Source organism: Pseudomonas sp. BS3782 TE3695 (genome assembly GCF_050435305.1).
Taxonomy (GTDB): domain Bacteria; phylum Pseudomonadota; class Gammaproteobacteria; order Pseudomonadales; family Pseudomonadaceae; genus Aquipseudomonas.
On the sequence record NZ_JBNDKB010000001.1, the window covers coordinates 258910 to 285887 of the forward strand.

Consider the following 26978-nt stretch of genomic DNA (forward strand, 5'->3'; position numbering starts at 1 on the left):
TCTGTGAGCGAACTCATTCGCGTACCTGACATCGGCAGCGGTGAAGGTGAAGTAATTGAACTGTTTGTGAAGGTCGGCGACCGTATCGAAGCCGACCAGAGCATCCTGACACTTGAGTCGGACAAGGCGAGCATGGAAGTGCCTGCGCCGAAGGCCGGCATCATCAAGAGTCTGAAAGTGAAGCTGGGCGATCGCCTGAAAGAAGGCGACGAATTGCTGGAACTGGAAGTCGAAGGTGCCGCCGCGCCAGCCCCTGCGGCTGCCGCTGCGCCGGCTGCCAAAGCTGAAGCTGCGCCTGCTGCCGCCAAAGCGCCGGCCGCTCCAGCCGCAGCGCCTGCTGCTGCCAGCGTTCAGCAAGTGCACGTGCCGGACATCGGTTCGTCGGGCAAGGCCCAGATCATCGAGATCCAGGTCAAGGTCGGCGACACCGTCGCGGCTGATCAGTCGCTGATCACTTTGGAATCCGACAAGGCGAGCATGGAAATTCCATCGCCAGCCGCTGGCGTGGTCAAGGCCATCAACGTCAAGCTCAACGACGAAGTCGGCACCGGCGACCTGATTCTGGACCTGGAAGTGGCGGGTGCTGCTGCACCGGCCGCGGCCGCGCCAGCCCAGGCTGCTGCGCCTGCTCCGGCAGCCGCTCCGGCGCCAGCTGCCGCGCCTGCTGCTCCGGTAGCCGATTCGGTTCAGGACATTCACGTCCCGGACATCGGCTCGTCGGGCAAGGCCAAGATCATTGAAGTACTGGTCAAGGCTGGCGACACCGTCACTGCCGACCAGTCGCTGATCACCCTGGAATCCGACAAGGCAAGCATGGAAATTCCATCGCCAGCCGCTGGCGTGGTGGAAAGCGTTGCCGTCAAGCTGGATGACGAAGTTGGTACCGGCGACCTGATCCTGAAGCTGAAAGTCAAAGGCGCGGCACCTGCTGCTGCCCCGGCTCCAGCCGCTGCTGCTCCGAGCGCACCTGCCTCTGCACCTGCTGCTCAAGCTGCGGTCGCACCTGCTGCACCTGCCGCTGCTCCAGCCAAACCTGGTGCAAAAGTTCACGCCGGCCCTGCCGTGCGTCAACTGGCCCGCGAATTCGGCGTCGAGCTGAGCGCCGTTGGCGCCAGCGGTCCGCACGGTCGCATCCTGAAAGAAGACGTGCAGGTTTACGTCAAGGCCATGATGCAGAAGGCCAAGGAAGCACCGGCCGCTGCTGGCGCAACCGGTGGCGCGGGCATCCCGCCGATTCCGGTCGTGGACTTCAGCCGTTTCGGTGAAACCGAAGAAGTGCCGATGACTCGCCTGATGCAAATCGGCGCATCGAGCCTGCATCGCAGCTGGCTGAACATTCCTCACGTGACTCAGTTCGATTCGGCTGATATCACCGAACTGGAAGCGTTCCGTGTTGCTCAGAAAGCCGTTGCAGAGAAGGCTGGCGTCAAGCTGACCATCCTGCCGCTGCTGCTCAAATCCTGCGCGCACCTGCTCAAGGAACTGCCGGACTTCAACAGTTCGCTGGCGCCAAGCGGCAAGGCGATCATCCGCAAGAAGTACGTGAACATCGGCTTCGCAGTCGACACCCCTGAAGGCCTGCTGGTACCGGTCATCAAGAACGTCGACCAGAAGAGCCTGTTGCAACTGGCAGCCGAAGCCGCTGCGCTGGCCGCCAAAGCCCGGGACAAAAAGCTCACCGCTGACGACATGCAAGGCGCCTGCTTCACCATTTCCAGCCTCGGCCACATTGGCGGCACCGGCTTCACGCCGATCGTCAACGCGCCGGAAGTGGCGATCCTCGGTGTTTCCAAGGCAACCATCCAGCCAGTCTGGGACGGCAAAGCCTTCCAGCCGAAACTGATGCTGCCGCTGTCGTTGTCCTACGATCACCGTGTGATCAACGGCGCCGCTGCTGCACGCTTCACCAAGCGTCTGAGCGACCTGCTGGCGGACATCCGCACCATCCTGCTGTAACACGGGCCGGCCCTCCCTCATCGGAGGGCCAGTCGCGTTCCATGTTTTCCGAGCGCCACGCTCGTACCTCAACCCCGCCAATTTGGCGGGGCTTTTTTTGTCCCGAGAAAAGCCCTTCTCCACCTTATTCCTACACTCATGGCTTACACCGCCTACAACTCGAGTCCACTTCCGCCCGATATTTTTTGCGAGCCAATAACTAGTCTCAGTTAGGAGAGTTTCTAATAGAAACTTCGACAACTTATTCCGCTTAGTTAGCATTACTTCGAATGGATTCGAACATGTTCAAACCGACTGTTGGCCCTATTGTTGGCCACACTACAACTAATCACACCCGTATTTTCTTGCGCGGTGAATTGCAGAATGATGCCTTGGTATTTGCAGGTATTCGTTATCGACGCGCCGGCGAGGAACAGTGGTCCAAGGGCGTATTTGCAAAACTGAGCATCTTGCGCGACATGTCCGATGTGATTGCCCTCAACGATCTCATCACTGATACCGCTTATGAATATCAGGCGGGCTGGTTCAGCCCCATGAGCCCGGTGCATACCGTGGAGACGATCCAGGAACTGCCCCTGCAATGGCCGCGAGAGATCTACCGCTTTCGCACGCAATCCAGCAAAACCACCATGCCACGGGCCTATATCGCAGGTTCATGCCGTTACCTGCGCATGACGGCCGGCATTGCGTCGGCCCCGCATTTGGGCGACCGGATCTTTGCCTCGATCACAAGGCTGGCGGAACGCGCCGAGCCGCCGATCAGCGCCATGCTGATGACTGGCGACCAAATCTACGTCGATGACCTGAACTTCGTGGCTCCCGACCGGGAATACAAGGACATCCTCAGCAAATACCGCACCGCGTTTTCTCAGCCGCATATTTCGAAGTTAATGTCCGGCGTGCCCACTTACATGATCCTCGATGACCATGAAATTGAAGACAACTGGCCCGCCAATGAAAGCAAAAAGGATGCTTACTTATACAAAAACGCCATGGCGGCTTATGAGTTATATCAAGCCAGCCACAGCCCTGCACATGAACTGCTCGCCAACGGACAAGTAAGCAAACAACGGGAACAGTATTGGTATCAATTCTCCGATGGCGATATCGAATGGTTTATCACCGACAGCCGAACCCGACGCAATCTGTCGACCAGCGACCGGCGCATCCTTGATGAAGAACAGGAACAGGCGCTGCTCAAATGGCTGATCAACAGCCCGGCCCGGGTAAAATTCGTGGTCACCAGCGTCATGTTCTACCCCGATCGCAAACTTAATGGCCATGACGCCTGGAAAGCCTTTCCGGAACAACGACTACGGCTGCTGGAGACGATTCGTATGCACGGCATCAAAAACGTCTTGTTCATTTCTGGCGACGTCCACGGCTCGCTGACCAGTCGTCTGACTCACAGCGCCGACCCGGATTTTGAAGTTCACACCATCGTGTCTTCACCGCTATGCAACAGCAAACTGCTGCCGTATGCCAAGGCATCGACCTTCATCCTCGACCAGGCGTTGGCCCGAACGGCCGCGGGAGATTATCGGCATGAGCTGACCAGTGAGGTGATCAGCCAGGATAACTTTGCGCATCTGGTCGTCGATGCTGAACAGGTCCGCGTCAATTATCACGATCGGGATGGCAAGCAGCTGCAGTCGATAACCATAAAGTTACGTTGATTCCGGAAAAGATCGCAGCCTTGTAGGAGCTGCCGAAGGCTGCGATCTTTTGGCTGTTAACATTACTTTCACGCCCTCGCTGGAGAAATCTTCGCGCCTGCCGACATATTCTTATAGCACTTGGCCTTCATGTCTCTTGTCAGTCGGTATTGCAATGATGCAACCTTGCCGCAGACAACCGTAAAGAGGGCGAGAGCCCGGCGCGATCAGCCTATTCGAAGCGAGTTTCCCTCCATATGAAGAGCCAACCCGATGCCGCCAGCCGTATGGTGGCCGAGGTAGTGACGCAGTTGCCCGTGCCCTCGCGGCTCGGCATGCTGCGTTTCGAACGGCTGAATGAACCGAGCTGGGCGCTGTTGTTTCTCGATCCCAATTGCGAACGACAGTTCGGCCTGCCGGCAGTGGAACTCTGCGCCTTGGTCGGCTCGCCTTACGCCAGCCTGATGGAGCCCGAGGCGCGCTATCAACTGCATGACACGATCCAGCAGCAACTCACCGAAAGTTCGCATTACCTGATCCGCTACACCTTGCACACCGCCGCAGGTGTACTGAGCCTGCTGGAACTGGGCGAAGCTTACAAACAACACAATCGACACCTGCTGCGTGGCTACCTGATGGTGGTGGACGGTCTATTCGACGGCGAACCATTGCTGCCGATACTGGACCTGGAAACCCAGAATTCACGCCTGCAAATTGCCCTGGAACTCAATCAGCGCGCCCAGCAGGAACAACTGCAGCATCTGGACCGGGTGCGTGCCCAGCAAGATCTGATTCTGCTGCTGACCCGCCAGCGCTACAGCACCAACAATTCCCTGCAAGAAGCCGCCGAGCTGATCACCCGCAGCGCTTGCGACATCTATGAAATCGACTGCGCCAGCCTGTGGAACCTCGACGGCTCGCTATTGACGCCGATTTCAGCCTATCACCGCGCCACCCGCAATCACCGACTGCCGGAGCCGATTGATGCCAGTGGTTTCCCCGATTACCTCGAAGCCTTGCACACCGGTCGCGCCATCGACGCGCATAACGCCATGCGCGACCCACGCACCCGGGAAATTGCCGAGAGCCTGCGCCCGCGCGACGTCAACGCCATGCTCGACGCCAGTATCCGCGTCGATGGCCAAGTAGTCGGCGTGCTCTGCCTGGAGCAAATCGGCGCGACCCGCGCCTGGCAATCGGACGAAATCGCCTTTGCTGGCGAACTGGCGGATCAATTCGCCCAAGTCATCAACAACCACAACCGTCGCACCGCCACCAATGCCCTGCACTTGTTCCAGCGTGCGGTGGAACAAAGCGCCAACGCCTTTCTGCTGGTCAATTGCGATGGCGTGGTGGAGTACGTCAATCCAAGTTTCACGGCGATCACCCAGTACACCACCGAGGAAGTCCACGGCCAGCGGCTGTCGGAACTGCCAGCGCTGGAAAACCTCAGCGAACTGTTGTTCGACGCGCCGTCGGCACTGGCCAAGAGCAATAGCTGGCAGGGCGAGTTCAAGAGCCGGCGCAAAAACCTCGAACCCTACTGGGGCCAGCTGTCGATTTCCAAGGTCTACGGCGACAATCGTGAGCTGACGCACTACATCGGCATCTACGAAGACATCACCCAGACCAAGCTCGCCCAGCAGCGCATCGAGCGCCTGGCTTACACCGACAATCTGACCAACCTCGGCAACCGCCCAGCGTTCATCCGCAACCTCGACGAACGCTTCGCCCGAGACAGCGACACGCCGATCAGCCTGCTGTTGGTGGACATCGACAATTTCAAACGCATCAACGACAGCCTCGGCCACCAGACCGGCGACAAACTGCTGATCAGCCTGGCCCGGCGCTTGCGCAATAGCCTGAGCCCGAGCGGCAGTCTGGCGCGTTTCGCCAGCAACGAATTTGCAGTGCTGCTGGACGACACTGACCTCCTGGCTGGCCAGCAGGTCGCCAACCAATTGCTGGCGACTCTCGACAAACCGATGTTCGTCGACAACCAACTGATCAGCGTCACCGGCTCCGTGGGCCTGGCCTGCGCGCCGCTGCACGGCCGCGATCCCCAGACGTTGATGCGCAACGCCGGCCTGGCGCTGCACAAGGCCAAGGCCAACGGCAAACACCAGGTGCAAGTGTTCACCGAAGCGCTGAACGCCGAGGCCAGCTACAAACTGTTCGTCGAGAATAACCTGCGCCGCGCCCTGACCCAGAACGAGCTGGACGTGTTCTACCAGCCCAAGCTGTGCCTGCGCAGCGGTCGCTTGCTGGGGATGGAAGCGCTGCTGCGCTGGAACCATCCGGAAAAAGGCATGATTCGTCCGGACCAGTTCATCAGCGTCGCCGAAGAAACCGGGTTGATCATCCCGATCGGCAAATGGATCGCCCGCCAGGCCTGCCGCATGAGCAAAGAGCTGACGGCCACCGGCCTGGGTAATCTGCAAGTGGCGATCAACCTGTCGCCCAAGCAGTTCTCCGACCCGGATCTGGTCGCGTCCATCGCCAACATCCTCAAGGAAGAAGAACTGCCGGCGAATCTGCTGGAACTGGAACTGACCGAAGGCCTGCTGCTGGAAGCCACCGAAGACACCCACCTGCAGCTCGATCAGCTCAAGCGTCTGGGCCTGACCTTGGCGATGGACGACTTCGGCACCGGTTACTCGTCGCTCAGTTATCTGAAAAAATTCCCGATCGACATCATCAAGATCGATCGCAGCTTCATCCACGAAATCCCGGACAACCAGGACGACATGGAAATCACCTCCGCGGTGATCGCCATGGCCCACAACCTGAAACTCAAGGTCGTGGCTGAAGGCATCGAGACGGCCGAGCAGCTTGCGTTCTTGCGCCGCCACCGTTGCGACGTCGGTCAGGGTTACCTGTTCGACCGACCAATCCCCGGTTCCGAGCTGATTGAAAAGCTCAAACGCTATCCGCGTGGCCCAATCGCCTGAATAAGGCCGAATGCTCTTTCTGCCTGGACACAAAACCCTGTGGGAGCGGGCTTGCTCGCGAAAGCGGCGTGACCGTCGACATCATTGTTGCCTGACACACCGCCTTCGCGAGCAAGCCCGCTCCCACAGAGGTAGTGATTAACTTGGCATCATTGGGCACACTGGCAGTCTGTTTATTTACATCTCAACCTGACTGAGAGGACTGATCATGGTTCTGCGCTCGGAAATCCTGGTGAACAAAAACGTGCTCCCAACTAAAGAACAAGCTCTGCCCGGCCGCGAAACCCCAATGACCGTGCCGGAAAAACACTTCGTCCACGACGCCCCGCTGCTGGGCCCGTTCGCGATGGACGTGGATTTCGCGATCTTCGGCCTGGGCTGCTTCTGGGGCGCGGAGCGCAAGTTCTGGCAGCGCGAAGGCGTGGTCAGTACAGCGGTGGGTTACGCGGGCGGCTTTACGCCGAATCCGACGTACGAAGAAGTCTGCTCAGGTCTGACCGGCCACAGCGAAGTGGTGCTGGTGGTCTACGAGCCGGCAAAAGTCAGTTATGAAGAATTGCTGAAGATGTTCTGGGAACTGCACAACCCGACCCAGGGCATGCGCCAGGGCAATGACATCGGTACCCAGTACCGCTCGGTGATCTATGCCACCAACCCGGCACAATTGGCCGCCGCCAAGCACAGCGAGCAAGTGTTCCAGGCTGAATTGACCAAGGCTGGCAAAGGCACCATCACCACCGAAATCGAAGAAGCGCCAACGTTCTACTTCGCCGAGGCGTATCACCAGCAATACCTGGCCAAGAACCCTGAAGGGTATTGCGGAATTGGCGGTACAGGCGTGACCTGCCCTATATAAGCAGTGACAAGCTGCAAGCCTCAAGCTGCAAGCCCTGTGTTCGCAGCTTTAACTTGCAGCTTGTAGCTTGAAACTTACAGCTGCTACTCAGCAATCAACCAATCCATCTGCCACCCACCCTGTGTCTGCCCAAGCTTCTTGGACAACCACGGCAGCAACTCACGCAATTCCTCTTCAAGCCCCCACGGCGGATTGGCAATCGCCAACCCCGAACCATTCAGGCTATTGGGCGTATCCAGCGGATGCACCAGCAACTCCACCCGCAACAACTTCGGCGCGCCCGTACCCGCCAAATCCTGATAGAACCGCCGCAACATGCGCTGATCCTTCACCGGGTACCAGATCGCCGCCACCGTCTGGCGCATCCGGCCAATCGCCTCTTTCAACGACGCCGCACAACGCTGCATCTCATCGAGCTGCTCGAACGGCGGATCAATCAACATCACCGCCCGCTTCTCCTGCACCGGCAACATCGCCCGCGGCACATGCCAGCCTTCCCCCAAATGCACCTTCACCCGACGATCACCGGCCATGTTGTCCTTGAGCAGCAAGCCATCTTCGGGGTGCTTCTCGTTGAGCATCACCCGATCCTTGGGCCGCGTCAGCCGCCGCGCCAACTCCGGCGACCCCGGGTAATAGCGCAACTGGCCATCGGGGTTCATGTCGTGCAGCACCTTCATGTAATCGGCAGTCAGCGCCGGCAAATCCGGCTGATCCCACAACCGCGCGATCCCTTCCAGGTACTCGCCGGTACGACTGGCCTGATCGCCCTGCAGGTCATACAGACCAATACCGGCGTGAGTGTCGAGATAGGCAAACGGCTGCTCCTTGCGCGACATCAAGGCGATGAGGCGGGTCAAAGTCAGGTGTTTGAACACATCGGCGTGATTGCCGGCATGGAAGGCGTGACGATAATTCATGATTGCTCCTGCGAAGGCCGGGAAGTTTACCTTGTACGGGGCCGAACGTCAGGACCTCACGGCTAAGCGGGCATTCTCACCGTGATCGCCCTTCTGTAGGAGCTGCCGAAGGCTGCGATCTTTTGATCTTGCTGCTAATGTGGCGAGTAACATCAAGTCACATTTTGCCAAAGACTTGCCGTCGTGGAGCTTACTCATGAGTGCGAAGATCGGACCGACCTGACGCCCGTAAAACGGAGATTTACATGGGACGGAAAATGATTGGTATCGGTGCGCCTACTTCAACTGGCGGCTCCGTACTGGAAGGGAATGTCGGTATCAACATCGATTGCGCTGTTAGCACCTCATCTATTGGACATTTGGCAAGTTGCCCAGCCTGTAGCAAAGGAAAAGGGCCCATCGTCGCGGTCGGGCCCAGAACCATCACATTACCGGCCGGATTGGTTGCCCTGGAAGGTGATTACGTTGCCTGCGGTTGCCCCCCACAATCCAACAAGGTGATGTCCGCTCAGTCATCTGTATATGGCGGAGCCGAACACAACAAAGCAGATTTTTCAGGTATCACTGCCCTGCTCAATCGCCCCAAGACCATCACTGACATTTCCTTGTCCTATGGTGATGAGCAGGTGCCTGTTGAGTCAGTTTCCCGGTTTTACACCGACTTGAATATTCATGTGAAAACTTCGGGTTATTTGCCCGGCGAGACGGTTACCGTCAACATTAGCGGCCCCACCGAAAAAGCGTTGACAGGGGTAGTCGGGGCCAAAGGCGTAGCTATCATTCAAAACGCATTTGGAAGCGAAATCATTGACATGGAAGGGGAAGCATAATGGCTAAAGTTGTCATCAATGCCGGCGGAGTGTCTTCCAGCATCTCGGTTAAAAGACCTCGCTTCAGCACTCTATGGAACGCATACGCAGAAGTAGGTCATAAAGGCTCAGTCGAGGTTTACGGACTTGTCGGAGGCGGAGTCGAAGCGGCAAGAGCGGAGAAGCCTGATGCTTATGCGAATGCCTGCGCATTGAGGATAAGCAGAGCCTTTAATTACGGCGGATATAAAATCCCCAAAGGCACGATCATAAAAAACCAGCCCATCTATCGACTGAGTGGAGCGGACCAGCTTCCCTACATAATGAAGGTGGTAGATTTCCTCGCTTTTCTTAGACATAACTGGGGCGAGCCCGATCATACGCTGACGCAAACCAATTCGAATTTTATAAATGGAAAAAAAGGCGTCATTGTTATGGAAATCACCGGATGGAGCGACGCGTCAGGCCACGCAACCCTCTGGAACGGGAGCGTGACCGGTGATGACAGTGACTACCACAGGCAAGACAGCCATACCTATGAAAATCCAAGGGTAAAGCTGGAAAAAATAAACTTTTGGGAATTGAAGGGATGACGCACTCTCGGCTAATTGTGCTGGCACTGCTACTCGTTGCAGGGCGAGCCATATCTGCTGAAATCGATATTGATAAGGCTCGAGAAGTGCTAAAGGATTATGGGCTGGCAAACTGTATCTCCAGCCAATTCAAGGGTGAGTCAGAAATCCAATCTGATATCGGACTTGCGATTGGCGCCTACTCGTCGATGGGTAAAGGTCAGCATCTGATCATTCAAAACGAGGACACCCTCGAGGTCACACATGACCCTTACGCAGAAACCGAGAAATATATGCGTAATGCCTATGCAAAGACCTCATCCGTCAGCAAGCATTCTGATAAAAAAATGGTCTTTTATGGTTGCCTCGAGGTTTACAACTCCAGGGAATTCGACGCATTCATTCAGTCTCAGGATCAATACCTACCAAAGTAGATCATCCAAATGAGTAAGGACGATCCTTCCTACAATCAAACAGGAAGGATCACTCTTTATTCAAATACTAGGACCGAGCCCGCAACCGCCGCCCAATCACATCCAGCACATCACAGCCATCCCTCAGAGGAATGGAGCAGAGCAAGGCAAAGTCACTGAGAATGAAGGATTCGCACTCGACCGAACCGCGCATCGACATGTTCTCAAGCACCTGCGTGACGGCGCGAATTCGATAGTTGGCAGCGTCATATAGAACATCAAGTGGGGCGTGGGTATCGACGAACAGGGTGGGCATGTCGGTGCAGTTGCTGGTGAGGGCCATGAAGCGGTTTTCGGGATGAGGGATTATTTTTTCGTAGGGTGGGTCGGGATGAAGGGTTTTCATATTCAGTTCCAAAGGCAAAAAATAGGAACTGCCATCAGCCTTCCTACAGGCTGGGGTGGCAGCTATGCGCGGGGTAGGAATATCGAGGCCTTTGGAAAACTCGACCACGCCGAAGCGTGCCCGCGCACAACCGCCGCAACTGATCTTACGGACGTACGTTAACGGCCGCAAACCAAGCTTCGACGCCAATACATTTCCAACGACTTTGAAGGGTTCCTACACCCCGTCACTGAGTTTTCAGTGACCACCAAAGACTATCGATGGAAAACATTTCACACCAGTTCATGGAAACCGCTACGACTTGAAGGAAACTTCCGACAACCTTGCCCAGAAATTTCGCTCAAAAAAAGCAAAGGTGACGAAAGGCTTCACTGAAGCTTGGCTTGATTTCGCCACCTGTTGAATCCACATCCTATAGCTGCCACTCAGCAAAGACAGAATTCGGCCCAGAGTGTGTAAAAACGCCTGCCACTCTCTTGCCGCCGACTTCAGACGGTGCAGAATGCCAAGCTATCAAGATCGATCTCGGCGTAGCGCCCCAAATCGCCTTTGTAGAGATAGATCTTGGACACTCTTAGCTCGGATTGTAAGAACTCAACAAGCTTTCTAAGGCTACCGTTTTTAGACATTGTAGTCGGACGTACTACCGTTGCCTGTCCGGATTCATCATCGTAAATTCTGATCAGAAACACATCCTCTTCGTTCTGTATTTCGTAGTTACAACCACGGTACTCATATCCAACATCGTGGTCGACATCATCAAAGCGAGTAGATTTCACTATCTTCAAAGTAGCAGCCCGTTAAACATCACTGATAAACGTGGATGGATATATTTATCTTGCAAGTATACTTTCAGGTTAGTTTTCCGCCGCATACCCACTGACCACTATCGCCAAAACAACAACATGACTGTCGCGAGCAAAAGTAAAGCAGTAGCTAATTCCTACTTTAAAAAAACCAAGCAGATTCATTCTTGCATCAGCTTTCTTAACCACAAGTCGACACACCATCCCAATTCAAACAAAAGTGGACATATTGGGATGCGACAACAAAACGCGACAAACCAAAAAAGCTTCCTACTCAAACAACTTAAGATCTAATCTAGAGCGACACTCGCAGTAGAACCTAGAGTCACTGTCGCGTTGATCATGCCTAAAATCCAGAACCTGCTTGTATAGAGACTGAATTGCAGGATCATTAATAACCCGCATACTATCCAGAACCAAACAAAGCTCATATATTTCGTCTTCACGCTTTACAAGCTCTTGCCTATATTCATCTCTCGACATAATTCCGCGAAATCTAGAAAAATGAAAAGGCAATTTAGTACCGCGCCTAAACATCCATAAGAAAGAGTGCGACAACAACCCAGCAAAATACAACCTACTCGGACATTTTGGATCTGCAGCAAACTCCAGCGCCCCCTTCGCACCAAAAATACTTCTTACTGTACTTTCGAAAATTGCAGCATCACCATCATCGCCACTTTCATACATATCAATAACGACGTCATCGTTATACGCCCACTCCAGTATCAACTCTCGGGTTATATTATCAGACACTACAAATCACCAATCAGATTGATCTTCGAGACTAGCTTTTTGAAGATCATTCTTCCACTCTTCGCTGGCCAGTCTATATATATCCTCAAAAAAACCGCGAGCGTCATCTATTTGCGTTTCACCCCATGCAACACAAGTATTCTCATTATAATTACTTTCGAATTATCCAAAAAAATCAAACTCCGGAAGCTTTAATGACGCCTCAAGCAGCTTAACCATTAAAAATCTATGCCTATAAGTAAGATCATCAAAACGAGTTAATATAAAGCCTCTTATAACTACTTCTCTATCGGCTCCATCGTTCGGATCGTACGCCGACAAAGCAACGCCCAGAGTTTCTTCAATATCATATATAGAAATACCTCCCAGCCAATATGAAAGCAGGGGCTCAAATGGTAGATCGAACATAGGCCACTTCAACATCTCAACATCCTAATCTGGGAACGCCGTATAATGCTTTTTATATCCTGCCGACGAAATCCAACTTCAGAAGAATTTAGCACATCTACATATCTTGGATTGTTTCTGTCCCTATTATTTGGTTTATACCCTCTACCAGCATTTTAGAAAAAATGGGACAGATCTACTTATTTTCATAAATTCGCTATCTACGACTTATCTGAGCGTGAGCTCCCTTCACCAAGTCGCTCGATCTTCCTGGCTGGCTTTGAGCAAGTCATCTTTCCAAACCTCCTGCGCCAGCGTATAGACATGCTGAAGAAAACCACGAGGATCCTTTAATTCGTACCATTCACCCCGAGCCCAGCTCGCAGCCTCGTCCTCGTCAATATCGAACAAGCCCTGAAAGTCATAGCTTTCGTCGTTCAGCTTATCTGCCAGAGACTCCATCAAAACGAGCTTATGCCGATAGGTCAAATACCCTAAATTAAGACTGTACTTCCTGATCAGCTCAGCTCTATCGTCCTTATTATTAGGATCATAAACTTCAAGTTCTGCCCCAAGCGTCTCTTCACGATCATAAACACCAAAAAACCCCAATAAACCACATTAAGTCGGGCCGAAATTCCTCATCTAAAAAAGGGTCTCGCAACATCATTTCTTCTCCGAAGGAAAACCTGTATAGGGCCGAGTCACATCATCTTTATCAAACTTAACTTCAAACCAATTCAGATCCTCATTTAACTTAGGATTACTTTGATCTATTCTATTTGGCCTATACCCACGACCAGCGCCAGGAAGCTCCATCCTTACAATCGGGTCTCTGTTGTGATCTGTACCCGTATGGGGGCTCAGCCCCAACCTCTCTCTAGTTAATGCCTTATTCAATGCATTGAAATGAACCCTCCAGCTACTGAACTGAGAGCTTAAATTCCCCCTCGCTCCATTCGGGATCCTCCCTGTATTAGGGTCCGCTCCGTTAATGGCTCGCTGTTTTAGTGCGGTATCCGATATTTCTGAACTGTGCTTTTTGACGGTATGCATGTCGTATTTATCCTCCATTGCCATAACCCGTCCCTTGGCGTTCGCCTCAGCCAGCTCATCAATCCGCGCCCTCCGCTGCTCCGCCGTCATCTTCGGCAGCGCTGGCTCACCCTCATCAACCTTAACGCCAGTCGTATCCCCCGGCACTTTACAATCCGACTTATTCGGCGGCGGGCAATTTCCGCTCAACCCCAACGGATCAACCCACCCCGTCGGATTCGGCGTGTACTGGTACTGGTTCAGCCCACCCGCCAACTTGATCGGATCCGGCGTCAGGTACCGACCCACCTCCGGATCATAGTACCGATGCCGGTTGTAGTGCAGGCCACTCTCGGCGTCGAAGTACTGCCCCTGGAACCGCAGCGGCTGGTCGAGCTGCTCGCCCCCGCCGAACGCCAAATGCGTGACCTTGCCGTAGGCGTTGTACTTCGCCGACCACACGATCTCGCCACCGAAATCGGTCAGCTCCTGAGGCGTCCCAAGGTGATCGAGCTGGTAGTAGAACGGGCAGGCCTTGCGCGGGCCTTTGCCGTCGAGCATGGCGAGGGGGCGGAAGCTGCCGGGTTCGTAGACGTAGCTGCGGTAATGCTCGCGGCTGCTTTCGGCGACGAGATTGTCGCCCTGCCAGAAGAACTCGGTGGTTTTGCCGTCGACGGTTTTCTTGATGCGGCGGCCGAAGGCGTCGTAGCGGTAGCTGGCGGTGCGACCGTCCGGGCTGGTGACGCCGACCAGTCGGTGCTGGCAGTCGTAGCGGTATTCGGTGACGAGTTTTTGCGCGGTGCCGCGGCGCTCGCGGATGAGATTGCCGAAGGCGTCGTAGTCGTAGTGGCGGTCGCCTTGCATCAGCAGGCGATTACCCAGCACCTTCGCAACGCCGGGGCGGTCCTGCATCAGCAAGTTGCCCGCCGGGTCGTGGGCGAAGCTTTCCGGCGGGTCGTCGCGGGTGTGGCGCACGCGGGTCAGGCGGTTGAGCGGGTCGTATTGGTAATTGCGCTGGCCGTGGCGGGTGTCGGCGATGTGGTCGAGATTGCCGTTGAGGCTGTAGGCATAGTCGCGGCGGTACAGGTTTTTTTGCTGTTGGCTGACGGCGTGGGCCTTCAGCCGGCCCTGGTCGTCGTAGGCATATTCGCTGAGCAGCAGGCCCTGCTGGCGGTTTTGTTCGCGACCGGCGAGGAAGGTGTGCGTCGTAAGCCGCGCGCCATTAAGGTCGATGGCCGTCAGCGCGCCGCCCTTGGCGTGCTGGTAGTCGAGTTTGCTGCCGTCCGGCAGGCGCAGGCGGTTGAGCTGGCCGCAGGCGTCGTAGCCGTAACGCAAGGTGCCCCAGCCCTGGTGTTCGGTGATCAAGCGGTCCTGCTGGTCGTACTCGAATTCCAGCGGATGATCGTGGCCGTCGTCGACGCTGATCAATCGGCCCAGCGAGTCGTAGCGGTATTCGACCTGGATGCCATCGGGCAGGGTCTTGACCAACAGGCGCCCGGCCGAGTCCCGCTCGTAAGACGTGACCAACTGCGAACCGTCATCGCCGAACTCGGTTTTCTCCTGCAAGTGGCCATTGAGGTCGTAGCTATAAGCGGTGCGCTGGCCGTCGAAGCCGGTTTCCTGTCGGATCAATCCGCCAGGGGTGTAGTCCAGGCGATAGTGTTCGCCGGCTTCGTTTTCGATGTCCGTGAGCAGCAGCTGCGCGTTGTCGTAGCGGTACTGGAGCTGCGTGCCGTCGGGGCTGATGCGGCGGCTGACCAGGTGCAGGTCGTCGAGGTATTCGTAGCGGGTGACGCGGCCCAGTTCATCGCGTTCGGCGGTGATCTGGCCGTAGGTGTTGTAGCTGAAGCCGCGCGTGGCGCCGGTCGGCAGGGTGGTTTGAATCAGTCGGCCGACGGCGTCCCATTGGTAACGAGTAACGGCACCGTGTTCGTCCTGACAGGTAATCCTTCGCCCCAGTACGTCGTAGGAAAACTTCCGCTGCCCGCCATCCGGCAAGGTCTCTTCGAGCAACTGCCCCAAGGCATTCCAGACGAACACATGGCGGCTGGTGTCCGGGTAACGGATCGACAGCAAACGCCCCTGAGCATCGTAGTGATAATGGGTGACCTGGCCGTCGGGATCGGTCGCTTCGGTGACATCCCCCTGGGCATTGCGCTGATATTTCCACACCGCTTTGCCGTGATAGCGCGTATGCAGGAAACCGTTGCGGTACTCGTAGGCCGTTGGCTCGTCTTCCGATGGAATCAGCGCCACCAACCGTCCGACTTCGTCATAGCGATATTCGGTAACAGCGCCTAGCGGGTCCTGCTCGGCAATCAGCCGGCCGTTGTCGTCATAGGCCTTGAGCTGTTCGCCGCCATCCAGTTCGACCTTGCGCACCAGCCGCGCCCGGTCGTCGTGGACGTAAACCTCTTCGCTGCCATCGATGTTCTGGACGGTGACACTGCCCTCGTCATCCCAGACATAACGCGTGTCCATCTGCGAAAACGACGCCCAGTGGCGAACACATCTGGCCGCTTTGCCGGACCGTTCCCACTCCCAGAAGAAACTCGCCCCGCCGGCCAGTTGCCGCTGCAGGATCACGTGCTGATCGTCGTAGTCGTAACGCTCGCTTTCGCCGGCGGCGTTGCTCGCCTCGACCAATTGAGCGCATTCGTCGTAGCGGTAACTGACCAGCGTCTGCTCGGTGTGCCAGGCCTCGGCGAGGGTCTGCGCGGGGACAAACACCTGATAGTCGACGGCGATCAGATGCGCGCGGTCATAGCGCAACAGCAAGGCGCGACCGGCACCGTTGTCGAGGCGTTGGATGCGCTGCTGGCGGTCGCGAGTGATGCGCAGGCGGTTGTCGTACGCGTCGCTGATCGCGGTCAGAAAACCGTTATGAAAGTGGTAGAAACAAGTTTCTTCGCCAGCCTGGGCGAGGATCAATTCCTCGGGGTCATCGCCGAGATAAATCGCCGCGCGTGACAGGCCGTTGTGGATCGCCGGGCGTTCGTGGTTCGGCAGCGGGAAGGTGATGCGGCGGTTTTCGTGGTCGATCCAGATGACCTGATCACCCTCGATTTCCAGCCGATGGGCGAGCGAATGGCTCCAGCCGAAGCCCAGCCCACAATCGATCTCGGCGGCACTGGTGCGATAGAGCCGGGTGAAGTCGAACGGCAGGATTCCGTCCAACGAACCATCAGTGAGAGTCAGCAGTTCTTCGCCGGTGATCATCGACACCGGGCATTTGTTGGTCGCGGTTTTATCCGCGGAGTCGGCGCTGTCGCCGTTGGGGTTTGTGGCTTGTTTTGAGACATCGTCGTGGTGTTCGTTTTGCTTGAGCGTGGTGTTGCGTTTGGCATCCCAGCGCAGTTGCATCCGACCCTTTTTCAGTCCCGCTGCAACACCGCGCGCGGCGACTTTCTTATAGCGGTCGACGTACTCCATGAAGTTGTTGATGATCGCGACCATCGACTTCACGAAGCCCATTACGGCCTGAAAAATCTGCGCGCTGTACTTGGCCAGACGCACTGTCAGCCAGGCAATGCCTACCCCAACGACACTCAGCACCACGCCAATCAACAAGTCGATGACCAAACCGACCACAACTTTGGAAATGGCTTCAGCCGAGGATCCGGCAAGTTGCGAAGGCGGCAATGCTTCGAGCCATAGCACTGCGGTGCGCATCAGCAAACACAGCGCTGCCTCGTCGCTGGCCAGCAACATGGCTTTTTCCATCATGCCTGGAGCAGTTACGGCCAGCCTGGCAAGTTGACCCGCACTTTCACCGAGCTTTTCGGCAAAGGCGTTGGGGTCTTTCAGGATGTCGGTGAGTTCACCAATGCCATCCCAAACAGCCTGAATCGCTGCCCAACTTCCCGCCAGCATTCCATTGCCCACTGCTGCCAATGAAGCTGAAGCCGATTGCTGCGACCACTGCGGTTTGAACCCCTCCCACTCTTTGCGCAGCCAGCCTTCCAGCTCTGAGGTCAAGCCATCGTAAGACGAGAAAAGATCATCGATTTGAGCCGGGGTAACTTCACCCTGGACATGAACGCGATAGAACTTGCCGGGTAAGCCTTCGAACTGTCCTTTACCGTTTTCATCGAGCGTCACAGGCGTCGACTTACCGCCATCCTGGGCAATCACATCGACCCGAATATTCCCCAGCGGAACGTCATAAACCGATTCAAACTTGCTCTCGATTTCCAGAATTCCGCTGTCCGGACACTGCGCAACGCTGGAGAAGAAATCGTCATCGCGACTACTGACCGACTTGCTGGTATTTCCCAGCTTGATCTTGCGTTCCATGTCCATCAGCGACGGCATATCCGTAGCCCGGCTAACCCTGTCCGCATTCCGGCTCAAGAAGCTGCCAAGTTGCTGGCGATACAAGCTCAAGGTGTCTTTGAAACCGTCGAGCTCCTGCTCGATCCGTACGATCTGATCCATCAGTCCAGCTCCGTCATCAGGTAATCCACCAACGCTGATTTCGGCACTTGAGGCATGTCCGGCGTCTCAAGAAAACTCGCGACTTTGTGCCGCAAAACACTTTCGGAAAACACCTCATAAAGATCAGGGCGGTCCTCGCTCAACCACTTCAGCAGGTTGTTGATGCGGGTTGTGGCGGACTCAGTGGCGAGGTGTTTGAGCAGCGATTCAGAAACTTCCCACCACGGGAAAACCCTGGAGGTTTTCAATGCACTGCCGCCAATATCGAGCGGCAAACCATTGATCAAACAACGGTCAATGACAGGCATTAACTGCGTGGCGTTAACCTCGGCTGACTGAAGAATCGACAACAAATAACGCCCATCCCAGAAACGGAAAAACACCGCGTTGCCGTTGGGCAAAAGAACTTGAGTGAGGCTGCGCAAATGCTCGACCAGCACTTCTTGAGAAGCAGAAGAAACCGCCAGCCAACCCCAATCGCGGGACTCGGTCGTAGCGACCCACTCCAAAAACTCACCGCCGACAGCGACGATTCCGACGTAGGGCATCACCGCATCCCACTCGGCATACGCGGTATCAGCCCAGATCGGGCTCGGCGCTTGAGCGGTGATCGAGCGTTGCCAGGCTTTGAACGGTTCAGCAGCACCGGCACTGCTGAAAATCGCGAACAGTTGCTCCCGCGGCTTCAGCGGCTGGCGCTCCAGCCAGGCGTGAGGCGACAAGGGATCAGGCTGCACAAACACCGTCCTTGCAGCGCTCGCATTCTTCACAGAACGGCGCATCACTTTTCAGGCTGAGAATCTGTGCGGCACTGAGCAGCGCCGCCGGGGCGGCGGCGGCGAGTTTCAACGGAACATCCGGCAAGCTCGGGGCAGCGGCCATAGCTGCCATCGGTGCGCCACCGACCTGGATCGGCACGCTGCTGAAAATCCCGCCGGGGCCGATGTTGATCCACTGCCCGCCCGCCTGAATTGTCGCGCTGGCGCCGCCGTCGATGACCACTTGCTGGCCGGCGCTGACGTGGAATTGCTGGCTGGCGTTGAGGGCCTGACTGGTCACGCGAATGTGCCGGTCGCCGACCACCACCAAATGATCATCAAGTCGCACTTCGGTCTGGCGCTGACCGTGGGTGATGCGTTTTTCGTCAGCCTTCAGCTCATGACGGGCGGTGCCGGTGACGACGATGCTGCGCTGGTTGTCGACCTGCACCTGCTGATCATTCAGTACATGCTGAGTCCAGTTTCGCTGGGCGCGCAGGTAGATTTCCTCGCCGCCCTTGCGATCCTCGATGCGCAATTCGTTGTAACCACCGCCACCGGGACTACTTTGGCTGCGGAAAATGCTGCGAGTCTTGTCCGCCGGCAGATCGAGCGGCACCGGAGTCGCGGCGTTGGGCAGGCACCCCATGACCAGCGGCTTGTCGGCATCGGCGTCGACGAATCCCACCAGCACTTCCATGCCGACGCGCGGAATCATCACGCTGCCATAGCGATCCTGCGCCCAGCCAGTGGCGACACGCAGCCAGCAACTGGAATGCTCGTTGAGCTGACCGTCACGGTCCCAGGCCAGTTGAACCTTGACCCGACCGTACTCGTCGCAATGGATTTCGCTGTCAGTCGGGCCGGTGACCACGGCAGGTTGATAGCCGAGCATGCGGGGCTTTTCCGGCCCCAGCGCGGGGCGAAAAGCAACGTCCCACGGCGTCGCCAGAAAGGCATTGCGATAACCCTGGAAATCATCCGGGCTGTCGCTGGTGGCCGACTCTTCAAGGACCTGCGGCTGCCGACCACGGTGTTCAATTTCAGTGATCAACCACAGGTCATTCCACGTCTGACGCGGGTGTTCGGCGAGGTGTAGGAAATGCCCACTGACCAAAGCAGATTCGTCGCCGCGACCTTCGGCCTGGCGGTAATCTGCGCCGTGGCGCTCCAAGGCCCTTTGCGCCAGACGTTTGCCGTTTTCGCGGTCGGTGAATTGGCCAGGGAAGTGGTAGTCCTCCAGCACCGGGCGCTGTTCGCTGTCGAGGCGGCTTTCGAGTTGCAGGCGTGGTTTGTGGAAGTCGTAATCCCGGCGAGTGACCGCGGTAGTACGGGTTTCCAGGCGCACGTTGAACCGCTTGATCGCTGGCGCATCCGCTGCCATCCCGCTGCCTGGCAAGTACAGCGTCGGCTCGGGTAGTCGAGGGAAAACCGTCTGGTCATCGCCGAACACCAGCAAGTGCCCGTCGGGGCTGTGCTGGAAGTGGTAGTGAATGCCAATCTCGGCACACAGACGCTGAATGAATGCCAGATCGCTTTCGGCGTATTGCACGCAGTACTCGCGCTCGGGGTAGTCGCTGCCGAGCCGAAACTCGAAGGCATCGCGCTGGATCCCGTGGTCTTTGAGGATTTGCGTGACGATCGCCGGCACGCTTTTATGCTGGAAAATCCGCTGATTGATACGCTGACCGAGATACGTCAGGCGCGGCACGAGACTGATTTGATAGCCCGTCAGACGTTTCCCGGAGTCGCTTTGGCCGACGCGAAAAATCTGACCGTGAATACCGGAACCTTGCGCATCGAAACTCAGAAATGCCTGACGGTGCAGCAGGCTTTCGAGTTCCAGGTCCGGGCGCTCGCTGACCAGTTCCAGGTCAAAACGGTAGGGTTGGCTGATGGCTTCCTTGCCCGTGAACTCAAGTACCTTGAGCTCATTCTGGACGCCGTCGAGGGTCAACGTGAAACGCGGTTGATTGGCAGGCGCGAACATCCGATGTGTCTCTGCAGAATGAAGGCGGGCGATTCTGCATGAGCGACAAGGGGTGTTGACTGTGGGACAAGAAAATCAGATTTGCCCTACTTTTTATGAAGATTCCCCCTTCATAAAACAGAATTTTTGACTACATACATTCCCTTCAGAAGCACCACCGAACAAATGTGGGAGCGGGCTTGCTCGCGAAGGCGGTGTGACAGACAACGTTGATGTCGACTGATTTACCGCATTCGCGAGCAAGCCCGCTCCCACAGTGGAACTTCGATGCCTCAAGATCTGCGCCATAAAAAAACGGCCCGCCTCCAAAAGGAAGCGGGCCGTTTTTCATGTAGCCGAAAGGTCAGAGCATCAGCTCATCCCCATCACTTGTTCAGGCGGAAATCTGCTTCGGCAGCCGCAAAGCGCTGAAGCATGCCGTGAGTCGGCGTGCCCAGCTTGCTGACGATGTAAATCGCCAGGCTGGCGAAGATGAAACCTGGGATGATTTCGTACAGGCCCAGCAGTTCGAAGTGTTTCCAGACGATCACGGTGATCGCGCCGACCAGGATGCCGGCCAGTGCGCCGTTGCGGGTCATGTCTTTCCAGATCACAGAGATCAGGACAACCGGACCGAACGCAGCACCAAAACCAGCCCAAGCGTAGCTGACCAGACCCAGTACACGGTTTTCCGGGTTAGCCGCCATCGCAATGGCGATCAGGGCAACCAGCAGCACCATGGCGCGACCGACCCAGACCAGTTCAACCTGGGAAGCGCTTTTACGCAGGAAGGTTTTGTAGAAGTCTTCGGTCAGGGCGCTCGAGCACACCAGCAGCTGGCAGCTCAGGGTACTCATCACCGCTGCCAGAATGGCCGACAGCAGTACACCGGCAACCCACGGGTTGAACAGGATTTTTGCCAGTTCGATGAACACACGCTCGTGGTTTTCACTCACTGGCATCGCTACGGCAGGGTTTGCCGAGAAGTAAGCGATGCCGAAGAAACCTACCGCGACGGTGCCGCCCAGGCACAGGATCATCCAGGTCATGGAGATGCGACGAGCGTTAGCGATCGACTTGACCGAATCCGCCGCCATGAAACGCGCCAGGATGTGTGGTTGGCCGAAGTAGCCCAGACCCCAGCCCATCAGCGAGATGATGCCGATGAAAGTGGTGTTTTTCAGCATGTCGAAGTTGCTTGGGTCTTGTGCTTCGATGGCCAGGAACGTGGTGTCGATGCCGCCAGTCGCCAGCAGCACGATGATCGGCGTCAGCAGCAGGGCGAAGATCATCAATGTGGCTTGTACGGTGTCCGTCCAGCTCACTGCCAGGAAACCACCGACGAAGGTGTAGGCAATCGTCGCCGCAGCACCGGCCCACAGCGCGGTCTCGTAAGACATGCCGAAGGTACTTTCGAACAGACGGGCGCCGGCCACGATGCCGGAAGCGCAGTAGATGGTGAAGAACACCAGAATCACGACCGCGGAGATGATCCGCAGCAGGCCGCTTTTATCTTCGAAACGGCTGGAGAAGTAATCCGGCAGGGTCAGTGCATCGCCGTTGTGCTCGGTCTGCACGCGCAGACGACCGGCGACGAACAACCAGTTCAGGTAAGCACCGATGATCAGGCCGATAGCGATCCAGCTTTCAGAAAGACCGGACATGTAGATAGCGCCCGGCAGGCCCATCAACAACCAGCCGCTCATGTCGGAAGCACCGGCGGAAAGTGCTGTCACGACGCTGCCCAGGCTACGACCGCCCAGAATGTAGTCAGAAAGGTTGTTGGTGGAGCGATAGGCCATGAAGCCGATCAGCACCATTGCTGCGATGTAGATCACGAACGTGATCAGGGTTGGATTGCTTACGCTCATTGAGTTACGCCCTGGCATTGTTTTTATGTAGCAGCGGCTGGTGAACCGCTCGCAAACGGCGACGTTTGACGGACGATTCGGGGTCCCGCGCATTTATGACTGATGTTTCCCCAGGAAAGCCATCAGCCGGCGCACCGATCTTTTTGACCGGTTGCACCTTGGCCGCGAATGCTATTCAACAAAGCAAATAAGGTGCAACCAGTTTCTTGCGAATAAGTTGCACCTAGTCGGATTTTCTTGCAAAGAGTCGGTTTTTGCTCCTTTTTAGGGCGTTTTCCGGGTTGCGCTAGAAGTAAAAGCACCAAGCAGGTACGGGAGGGATGTACCAGAATTCATTTCCTGACGAGCTGCTTATTATTCTGACAAAAAAAGGGTTGCACCCGGTTGCACCTCGACCGACGCACAGCTAATCTTGCCGCCAGCTGATGCCACGCGGTCGTGGCAAACATGAGGATAAAAATATGGCTACCACCACTCTTGGGGTCAAACTTGACGACCCGACCCGCGAACGCCTCAAGGCCGCCGCGACCTCGATTGATCGCACGCCGCACTGGCTGATCAAGCAGGCAATTTTCAATTACCTGGAAAAACTCGAGGGTGGTGCAACCCTGTCCGAGCTGAACGGTTTGAATGGCAAGGAAGTTGACGAAGCGGGCGAGATCCACGTCGATCACGCCCATCAGTGCTTCCTGGAATTCGCCGAAAGCATCCTGCCGCAATCGGTGCTGCGCGCCTCTATCACTGCCGCCTACCGTCGCCCGGAACCTGAAGTGGTACCGATGCTGATCGAGCAGGCGCGCCTGCCGGCCCCGATGGCGGAAGCCACCAACAAGCTCGCCGCCTCGATTGCCGAAAAACTGCGCAATCAGAAAAGCGCCGGCGGCCGTGCCGGGATTGTTCAGGGCCTGTTGCAGGAATTTTCCTTGTCGTCCCAGGAAGGCGTAGCGCTGATGTGCCTGGCCGAAGCGCTGTTGCGTATTCCGGACAAAGGCACCCGTGACGCGCTGATCCGCGACAAAATCAGCACCGGCAACTGGCACCCGCACCTGGGTAATAGCCCGTCGCTGTTCGTCAACGCCGCCACCTGGGGCTTGCTGCTGACCGGCAAACTGGTCGCCACCCACAACGAAGCCGGCCTGACTTCATCGCTGAGCCGCATCATCGGCAAGAGCGGCGAGCCGATGATCCGCAAGGGCGTCGACATGGCCATGCGCCTGATGGGCGAGCAGTTCGTCACCGGCGAAACCATCGCCGAAGCCTTGGCCAACGCCAGCAAATTCGAAGCCAAAGGCTTCCGCTATTCCTACGACATGCTGGGTGAAGCCGCACTCACCGAGCACGACGCCCAGAAATACCTGGCCTCGTACGAACAAGCCATTCACTCGATCGGCAAAGCCTCCCACGGTCGTGGGATTTATGAAGGCCCGGGCATTTCTATCAAGCTGTCCGCACTGCACCCGCGCTACAGCCGCGCCCAGTACGAGCGCGTGATGGACGAGCTGTACCCGCGCCTGCTGTCGCTGACCCTGCTGGCCAAGCAATACGACATCGGCCTGAACATCGACGCCGAAGAAGCCGACCGCCTCGAGCTGTCGCTGGATCTGCTGGAGCGCCTGTGCTTCGAGCCGCAACTGACCGGCTGGAACGGCATCGGTTTCGTGATCCAGGCGTACCAGAAGCGTTGCCCGTATGTGATCGACTACGTGATTGACTTGGCTCGCCGCAGCCGTCATCGCCTGATGATCCGTCTGGTGAAAGGCGCGTATTGGGACAGCGAAATCAAGCGCGCTCAGGTCGAAGGCCTGGAAGGCTATCCGGTCTACACCCGCAAGGTGTACACCGACGTGTCCTACATCGCTTGCGCACGCAAACTGCTGTCGGTGCCGGAAGTCATTTATCCGCAGTTCGCCACGCACAACGCCCACACCTTGTCGGCCATTTACCACATTGCCGGTCAGAACTATTACCCGGGTCAGTACGAGTTCCAGTGCCTGCACGGCATGGGTGAACCGCTGTACGAACAGGTTGTAGGTAAAGTTTCCGAAGGCAAGCTGAACCGTCCGTGCCGCGTGTACGCACCGGTTGGCACGCACGAAACATTGTTGGCGTACCTGGTGCGTCGTCTGCTGGAAAACGGCGCGAACACTTCGTTCGTCAACCGCATCGCCGACCAGTCCATTTCGATTCAGGAGCTGGTGGCCGATCCAGTGGCCAGCATCGAGCAGATGGCGACGCTGGAAGGCGGCTTCGGCCTGCCGCACCCGCGTATCCCGCTGCCGCGTGATCTTTATGGTGCCGAGCGCGCCAACTCCAGCGGCATCGACATGGCCAACGAACATCGTCTGGCTTCCTTGTCCTGCGCCCTGCTGGCCACCGCTCACAACAACTGGAAAGCGGCGCCGATGCTCGGCTGCGCCTCCAGCAGCGAAACCCCTGCGCCCGTCCTGAACCCGTCCGACCTGCGTGACGTGGTGGGTCACGTGCAAGAAGCCACCGTCGAAGACGTCGACAACGCGATCCAGTGCGCCCTGAACGCCGCACCGATCTGGCAGGCCACCCCGCCGGCCGAACGCGCCGCGATTCTGGAACGCGCCGCCGACTTGATGGAAGGCGAGATCCAGCCGTTGATGGGCCTGTTGGCTCGTGAAGCTGGCAAGACCTTCGCCAACGCCATCGCCGAAGTGCGTGAAGCCGTAGATTTCCTGCGTTATTACGCGGTGCAGGCGCGCAACGATTTCACCAACGACGCCCACCGTCCATTGGGTCCGGTGGTTTGCATCAGCCCGTGGAACTTCCCGTTGGCGATCTTCAGCGGCCAAGTCGCTGCGGCACTGGCTGCCGGTAACCCGGTTTTGGCCAAACCTGCGGAACAAACCCCGCTGGTAGCCGCTCAAGCCGTGCGTTTGCTGCTCGAAGCCGGGATTCCGGAAGGCGTGCTGCAACTGCTGCCGGGCCGTGGCGAAACCGTTGGCGCTCGCTTGGTCGGTGACGATCGGGTCAAAGGCGTGATGTTCACCGGTTCCACCGAAGTCGCTCGTCTGCTGCAACGCAACGTCGCCGGTCGTCTGGATGCTCAGGGCCGTCCGATTCCGCTGATCGCCGAAACTGGCGGCCAGAATGCGATGATCGTTGACTCCTCGGCGCTGACCGAACAGGTGGTGATCGACGTGGTGTCCTCAGCCTTCGACAGCGCCGGTCAGCGTTGCTCGGCGTTGCGGGTCCTGTGCCTGCAGGAAGATTCCGCTGACCGTGTCATCGAAATGCTCAAGGGCGCCATGGCTGAATGCCGTCTTGGCAACCCTGAGCGCCTGTCCGTGGACATCGGTCCGGTGATCGACGCCGAAGCCAAGGCGGGCATCGAGAAGCACATCCAGGCCATGCGCGACAAAGGTCGCAACGTGTACCAGGTGGCCATCGCCAACAGCGAAGAAGTCAAACGCGGCACATTCGTGATGCCGACCCTGATCGAACTGGAAAGCTTCGACGAACTGCAACGGGAGATCTTTGGCCCGGTGCTGCACGTGGTGCGCTACAAACGCAAAGACATCGATCAACTGATCGGTCAGATCAATGCTTCCGGCTATGGCCTGACGCTGGGCGTACACACTCGCATCGACGAGACCATTGCCAAGGTGATCGACAACGTCAACGCCGGTAACATCTACGTGAACCGCAACATCGTCGGCGCGGTGGTTGGCGTGCAGCCATTCGGCGGTGAAGGCCTGTCGGGTACTGGCCCGAAAGCCGGTGGTCCGTTGTACCTGTACCGTTTGCTGTCGACGCGTCCTACCGATGCAATCGAACAATCCTTCGCTCGCGGCGACGCTCTCGCTGCACCGGACGTCCGTCTGCGTGATGCCATGAGCAAACCGCTGACTGCGCTGAAAGCCTGGGCCGACAGCAACAAGTTCGCTGACTTGAGCACCCTGTGCGTACAGTTCGCGGCGCAATCGCAGAGCGGGATCACCCGTGTTCTGGCTGGCCCGACCGGCGAGCGCAACAGCTACGCCATCCTGCCGCGCGAACACGTGCTGTGCCTGGCGGACGTCGAAGGCGATCTGCTGACTCAATTGGCTGCGGTATTGGCCGTGGGCGGTTCGGCAGTATGGCCGGACGCTGAACCGGGCAAGGCCCTGTTCGCACGCCTGCCGAAAGAAGTTCAGGTGCGGATCAAGCGGGTTGCCGACTGGACCAAGGACGAAGTGGTGATTGATGCGGTTCTGCATCATGGCCATTCCGACCAGTTGCGTGCGGTCTGCCAGCAAGTGGCCAAGCGTGCCGGGGCGATTGTCGGGGTTCATGGTTTGTCGCAAGGCGAAACCAACATTGCGTTGGAGCGCCTGGTGATCGAACGTGCGTTGAGCGTTAACACTGCTGCGGCGGGTGGTAATGCCAGTTTGATGACGATCGGCTAAACCGCA

17 protein-coding genes are annotated in these 26978 nt (G+C 57.1%); 8 read left to right on the plus strand and 9 right to left on the minus strand.

Annotated elements, in window-relative coordinates; translation table 11 throughout:
• The first annotated feature begins 3 nt into the window (after positions 1-3).
• The 4 genes from aceF to msrA all read left to right on the plus strand — a co-directional run bounded on the left by aceF (position 4) and on the right by msrA (position 7418).
• The gene (aceF, locus tag ABH909_RS01160; RefSeq protein ID WP_429429863.1) at positions 4-1956 is read left to right on the plus strand and encodes a dihydrolipoyllysine-residue acetyltransferase; all 1953 of its coding nucleotides are present in this window, start codon (positions 4-6) and stop codon (positions 1954-1956) included.
• A gap of 281 nt (positions 1957-2237) precedes the next feature.
• The gene (locus ABH909_RS01165; protein ID WP_429429865.1) at positions 2238-3632 is read left to right on the plus strand and encodes an alkaline phosphatase D family protein; all 1395 of its coding nucleotides are present in this window, start codon (positions 2238-2240) and stop codon (positions 3630-3632) included.
• A 236-nt stretch (positions 3633-3868) separates the two neighbouring features.
• Positions 3869-6562: a putative bifunctional diguanylate cyclase/phosphodiesterase gene (locus ABH909_RS01170; RefSeq protein WP_429429867.1), complete on the plus strand. Its 2694-nt coding sequence runs from the start codon at positions 3869-3871 to the stop codon at positions 6560-6562.
• A 208-nt stretch (positions 6563-6770) separates the two neighbouring features.
• Positions 6771-7418 (plus strand): peptide-methionine (S)-S-oxide reductase MsrA, encoded by a 648-nt coding sequence (msrA, locus tag ABH909_RS01175; RefSeq protein WP_007903246.1) that lies wholly within the window; start codon positions 6771-6773, stop codon positions 7416-7418.
• An 83-nt stretch (positions 7419-7501) separates the two neighbouring features.
• Here the strand turns inward: msrA and ABH909_RS01180 are convergent, their stop codons facing one another.
• Positions 7502-8338 (minus strand): 23S rRNA (adenine(2030)-N(6))-methyltransferase RlmJ, encoded by an 837-nt coding sequence (locus tag ABH909_RS01180; protein WP_429429868.1) that lies wholly within the window; start codon positions 8336-8338, stop codon positions 7502-7504.
• Between the two features lie 245 nt (positions 8339-8583).
• On the opposite strand from ABH909_RS01180, the gene ABH909_RS01185 reads away from it, so the two are divergent.
• The 3 genes from ABH909_RS01185 to ABH909_RS01195 are packed head-to-tail and all read left to right on the plus strand — an operon-like array spanning position 8584 to position 10153.
• Positions 8584-9168: a PAAR domain-containing protein gene (locus ABH909_RS01185; RefSeq protein WP_183681152.1), complete on the plus strand. Its 585-nt coding sequence runs from the start codon at positions 8584-8586 to the stop codon at positions 9166-9168.
• Positions 9168-9740, plus strand: a complete 573-nt coding sequence (locus tag ABH909_RS01190; protein ID WP_429429871.1) for a type VI secretion system amidase effector protein Tae4 — start codon at positions 9168-9170, stop codon at positions 9738-9740. The genes ABH909_RS01185 and ABH909_RS01190 overlap by 1 nt, the downstream gene beginning before the upstream one ends.
• Positions 9737-10153 carry a hypothetical protein gene (locus ABH909_RS01195; RefSeq protein WP_429429873.1) on the plus strand — a complete coding sequence of 139 codons (417 nt, stop codon included), beginning with the start codon at positions 9737-9739 and terminating at the stop codon, positions 10151-10153. The genes ABH909_RS01190 and ABH909_RS01195 overlap by 4 nt, the downstream gene beginning before the upstream one ends.
• Before the next feature lie 67 nt (positions 10154-10220).
• Here ABH909_RS01195 and ABH909_RS01200 read toward each other — a convergent pair whose 3' ends face one another.
• The 8 genes from ABH909_RS01200 to putP all read right to left on the minus strand — a co-directional run bounded on the left by ABH909_RS01200 (position 10221) and on the right by putP (position 22557).
• Positions 10221-10538, minus strand: coding sequence for a hypothetical protein (locus tag ABH909_RS01200; protein ID WP_429429874.1), 318 nt, complete (start codon positions 10536-10538; stop codon positions 10221-10223).
• Between the two features lie 1076 nt (positions 10539-11614).
• Entirely contained in the window at positions 11615-12100 is a 486-nt protein-coding gene (locus tag ABH909_RS01205; protein ID WP_429429876.1) for a hypothetical protein, read from the minus strand.
• Positions 12101-12262: 162 nt separating this feature from the next.
• The gene (locus ABH909_RS01210; RefSeq protein ID WP_429429878.1) at positions 12263-12523 is read right to left on the minus strand and encodes a hypothetical protein; all 261 of its coding nucleotides are present in this window, start codon (positions 12521-12523) and stop codon (positions 12263-12265) included.
• A 213-nt stretch (positions 12524-12736) separates the two neighbouring features.
• Complete coding sequence (locus ABH909_RS01215) at positions 12737-13099, minus strand: hypothetical protein (RefSeq protein ID WP_429429880.1); 363 nt, start codon at positions 13097-13099, stop codon at positions 12737-12739.
• A gap of 54 nt (positions 13100-13153) precedes the next feature.
• Positions 13154-17959, minus strand: a complete 4806-nt coding sequence (locus tag ABH909_RS01220; RefSeq protein WP_429429882.1) for an RHS repeat-associated core domain-containing protein — start codon at positions 17957-17959, stop codon at positions 13154-13156.
• The gene (locus ABH909_RS01225; protein WP_429429884.1) at positions 17959-18696 is read right to left on the minus strand and encodes a DUF4123 domain-containing protein; all 738 of its coding nucleotides are present in this window, start codon (positions 18694-18696) and stop codon (positions 17959-17961) included. Before ABH909_RS01225 ends, ABH909_RS01220 begins: the two co-directional genes overlap by 1 nt.
• Positions 18686-20707, minus strand: a complete 2022-nt coding sequence (locus ABH909_RS01230) for a type VI secretion system tip protein VgrG (RefSeq protein ID WP_429429886.1) — start codon at positions 20705-20707, stop codon at positions 18686-18688. Before ABH909_RS01230 ends, ABH909_RS01225 begins: the two co-directional genes overlap by 11 nt.
• A gap of 365 nt (positions 20708-21072) precedes the next feature.
• On the minus strand, positions 21073-22557 hold the full coding sequence (gene putP / locus ABH909_RS01235) for a sodium/proline symporter PutP (RefSeq protein ID WP_123499875.1): 1485 nt from the start codon (positions 22555-22557) through the stop codon (positions 21073-21075).
• Between the two features lie 461 nt (positions 22558-23018).
• Between putP and putA the strand changes: the two genes are divergently transcribed.
• Positions 23019-26972 (plus strand): trifunctional transcriptional regulator/proline dehydrogenase/L-glutamate gamma-semialdehyde dehydrogenase, encoded by a 3954-nt coding sequence (gene putA, locus ABH909_RS01240; protein ID WP_429429887.1) that lies wholly within the window; start codon positions 23019-23021, stop codon positions 26970-26972.
• The last annotated feature ends 6 nt before the right edge of the window (positions 26973-26978 follow it).

What these genes read in the sequence shown, in the direction of transcription:
- ABH909_RS01165 (WP_429429865.1), top strand. Translation starts at nt 2,238, where the DNA reads ATGTTCAAACCGACTGTTGGCCCTATTGTTGGCCACACTACAACTAAT.
- ABH909_RS01170 (WP_429429867.1), top strand. Translation starts at nt 3,869, where the DNA reads ATGAAGAGCCAACCCGATGCCGCCAGCCGTATGGTGGCCGAGGTAGTG.
- msrA (WP_007903246.1), top strand. Translation starts at nt 6,771, where the DNA reads ATGGTTCTGCGCTCGGAAATCCTGGTGAACAAAAACGTGCTCCCAACT.
- ABH909_RS01180 (WP_429429868.1), bottom strand. Translation starts at nt 8,338, where the DNA reads ATGAATTATCGTCACGCCTTCCATGCCGGCAATCACGCCGATGTGTTC.
- ABH909_RS01185 (WP_183681152.1), top strand. Translation starts at nt 8,584, where the DNA reads ATGGGACGGAAAATGATTGGTATCGGTGCGCCTACTTCAACTGGCGGC.
- ABH909_RS01190 (WP_429429871.1), top strand. Translation starts at nt 9,168, where the DNA reads ATGGCTAAAGTTGTCATCAATGCCGGCGGAGTGTCTTCCAGCATCTCG.
- ABH909_RS01195 (WP_429429873.1), top strand. Translation starts at nt 9,737, where the DNA reads ATGACGCACTCTCGGCTAATTGTGCTGGCACTGCTACTCGTTGCAGGG.
- ABH909_RS01200 (WP_429429874.1), bottom strand. Translation starts at nt 10,538, where the DNA reads ATGAAAACCCTTCATCCCGACCCACCCTACGAAAAAATAATCCCTCAT.
- ABH909_RS01210 (WP_429429878.1), bottom strand. Translation starts at nt 12,523, where the DNA reads ATGTTGAAGTGGCCTATGTTCGATCTACCATTTGAGCCCCTGCTTTCA.
- ABH909_RS01220 (WP_429429882.1), bottom strand. Translation starts at nt 17,959, where the DNA reads ATGGATCAGATCGTACGGATCGAGCAGGAGCTCGACGGTTTCAAAGAC.
- ABH909_RS01230 (WP_429429886.1), bottom strand. Translation starts at nt 20,707, where the DNA reads ATGTTCGCGCCTGCCAATCAACCGCGTTTCACGTTGACCCTCGACGGC.
- putP (WP_123499875.1), bottom strand. Translation starts at nt 22,557, where the DNA reads ATGAGCGTAAGCAATCCAACCCTGATCACGTTCGTGATCTACATCGCA.
- putA (WP_429429887.1), top strand. Translation starts at nt 23,019, where the DNA reads ATGGCTACCACCACTCTTGGGGTCAAACTTGACGACCCGACCCGCGAA.